The 2507-nt window shown below is 41.3% G+C and carries 4 protein-coding genes; 2 read left to right on the top strand and 2 right to left on the bottom strand.

The window, feature by feature from the left end:
- Window positions 1-140: 140 nt before the first annotated feature.
- Window positions 141-1367 carry a (E)-4-hydroxy-3-methylbut-2-enyl-diphosphate synthase gene (gene ispG, locus IQ228_RS24690; RefSeq protein WP_193964790.1) on the bottom strand — a complete coding sequence of 409 codons (1227 nt, stop codon included), beginning with the start codon at window positions 1365-1367 and terminating at the stop codon, window positions 141-143.
- Window positions 1368-1581: 214 nt separating this feature from the next.
- On the opposite strand from ispG, the gene IQ228_RS24695 reads away from it, so the two are divergent.
- Together IQ228_RS24695 and IQ228_RS24700 are read left to right on the top strand one after the other, a co-directional pair.
- Entirely contained in the window at window positions 1582-1857 is a 276-nt protein-coding gene (locus tag IQ228_RS24695) for a ribbon-helix-helix domain-containing protein (RefSeq protein WP_027401057.1), read from the top strand.
- Entirely contained in the window at window positions 1854-2204 is a 351-nt protein-coding gene (locus IQ228_RS24700; protein WP_027401056.1) for a type II toxin-antitoxin system PemK/MazF family toxin, read from the top strand. The genes IQ228_RS24695 and IQ228_RS24700 overlap by 4 nt, the downstream gene beginning before the upstream one ends.
- Before the next feature lie 126 nt (window positions 2205-2330).
- On the opposite strand, the gene IQ228_RS27525 is transcribed toward IQ228_RS24700, so the two are convergent.
- Window positions 2331-2507 (bottom strand): zinc ribbon domain-containing protein, encoded by a 177-nt coding sequence (locus IQ228_RS27525; protein WP_370566946.1) that lies wholly within the window; start codon window positions 2505-2507, stop codon window positions 2331-2333.

Consider the following 2507-nt stretch of genomic DNA (forward strand, 5'->3'; position numbering starts at 1 on the left):
AGGTAGGGGAGGTGGGGGAGGGAAGAAGAGAAGTTTTTTCCATTACCCGTCAAAATAAATTTGACGAACTACTAACTACTAACTACTAACTACTAACTACTAACTACTAACTATTACCTTTTTTGTAAAAGTCTTAAAAATTACGGTTCTACCCAACGTCCATCAGTTTTAATGAGATTAATTAATTCCTTTACACCTTGTGATTCTGGGACTTTTTTAATTTCTTCCCGACCACGATATAAAGAAATATAACCGGGAGTTTTGCCAACATAACCATAGTCAGCATCAGCCATTTCTCCTGGTCCATTCACAATACAACCCATTACAGCAATATCCAAACCTGTTAAATGTTTAGTAGCCTCTCTAACTACGTGCAGCACTTCCTCCAAATTAAATAAAGTCCGTCCACAGGAAGGACAAGCGACATACTCAACCATTGTTTTCCGCAAACCTAAAGCTTGCAGAATGCTGTAACAAACAGGAATTTCCTTTTCTGGTGCTTCTGTTAAAGACACGCGGATTGTATCACCAATACCATCAGCTAATAATGTGGCAATACCGGCTGTAGATTTAATTCTGCCATATTCACCATCACCTGCTTCCGTCACCCCCAGGTGCAAAGGATAATCCATACCCAAATCATCCATGCGTTTAGCCATGAGACGATATGCAGCCACCATGACAGGCACTCGTGAAGCTTTCATGGAAATCACCACATTATGAAAATCCAAAGATTCACAAATGCGAATAAATTCTAGGGCAGATTCCACCATACCTTCGGGAGTATCACCATAAGTAAATAGCATTCTTTCCGCCAAAGAACCATGATTTACACCGATTCGCATAGCCTTACCTTGATCACGCAAGGAAACTACCAGCGGTGCTAAGGTTTCGCGGATTTTTTCGCCAATTTCGTCAAATTCAGTCTTCGTGTATTCAGTGCGATTGGTATTAGGTTTTTCAAATACATATAAACCCGGATTAATTCGCACTTTTTCAATATGTTTGGCGACTTCCAAGGCGATTTTCATGCCATTGTGATGGACATCGGCAACAATTGGCACATCTCGGTAAGTTTTGATTAATTGTTGTTTAATTTCCGCCAGTGCTTTAGCGTGTCCGAGACTAGGAACAGTGACACGAACAATTTCGCAGCCTATTTCATGAAGACGACGAATACCCGCGACAGAACCATCAATATCCAGAGTATCTTCATTAATCATAGACTGTACCACCACCGGGTATCCACCCCCAATGGTGACATCTCCCACTTTTACAGGGCGGGTTTTGCGGCGTTTGATAGTGGTATCAAAGGCTGGTTGACTAGATTCAGTGTTGGTAATTTCCAAAGTCGGCAGAGTTTGCATAATCTAAACAGGTAGATCTTCTGTAGCTAAAATATCAGATTGCCAGGGGTTATACTTCTCAGATTGCCACAATTGAGGTTATTTTAGGTGATAAAGTGGAAAAGTAGGTGGCAAGAGTCAAGAATTTCACCAACAATTGAATTTTTAATTTTGGATGATGCGTAAAACGATATGATATAAGACATCACTTCAGTCATCAAAAAATGAACGCTCTATGAAAACAGAAACCGTTCGCACGACCTTAACCATTCCTAGAGAACTCCTAGAAGCCACAGACAAGGCAGTTCTGGAGGGAAAGGCTAAGAGTCGGAATGATTTTGTCGCTCAAGCTTTACGAAGAGAATTAGCCTTACAGAAGCGGTCTGAAATTGATGCCGCATTAGCGGAAATGGCTAATGATCCAGATTATCAGGCAGAGGTATTAAAACTAGAGGTAGAATTTGCTACGGCGCAGTGGGAGGCGTTGCAGTTAGGGGAATCTCCAAGATGAGAAGGGGTGAGGTGTATGATGCACGTCTAGAAATGACTGAAGGCTCGGAGCAGGGAGGAACTCGTCCCGTGATTATTGTTAGTCGTGATGTGATTAATCTATCCAGCCCTGTAGTTTTAGCAGTACCTTGTACCACCTATCAAGATGGGAAGCGAGTTTACCCTACTCAAGTTTTGATTTTGTCCCCAGATGGTGGATTAAAGAAAGACTCGATCGCTATGGCAGATCAGGTGCGGGTATTATCTAAAACTCGCTTTTTGCGTTTAAGAGGAATTCTTTCTGATGTGGTGATGGCACATCTAGAGCAAGCGTTATTAATTGCGTTAGATTTACCAGGATGTGAATAACTTGATGATACAGGGAACAGAAAAGCCCAATAGATAATATTTAACTGCTCGAATAATATCCGCTTTTCAGGTATTACCTTAGATGTACGGTTCTTGCCCTGATCCTGTTTGCCATTACTGGCAGAATCATCTCTGACAAGCGTAACTTTCAAAAGAGTCCCCCGGTAGGTTTTTAGTGTCTTTGCTGACAAATTTTAAATTAGCTCTTCGTAAAATTGTCCGAGAAGCCTGAGTATCAGCATGGTCAATATGACCACAATGTTCACAAATGAACTTTTCGCCATCTCTATTAGCTTTACTAAT

It is taken from the genome of Dolichospermum sp. LEGE 00246 (assembly GCF_015207865.1).
Taxonomy (GTDB): Bacteria; Cyanobacteriota; Cyanobacteriia; order Cyanobacteriales; family Nostocaceae; genus Dolichospermum; species Dolichospermum heterosporum.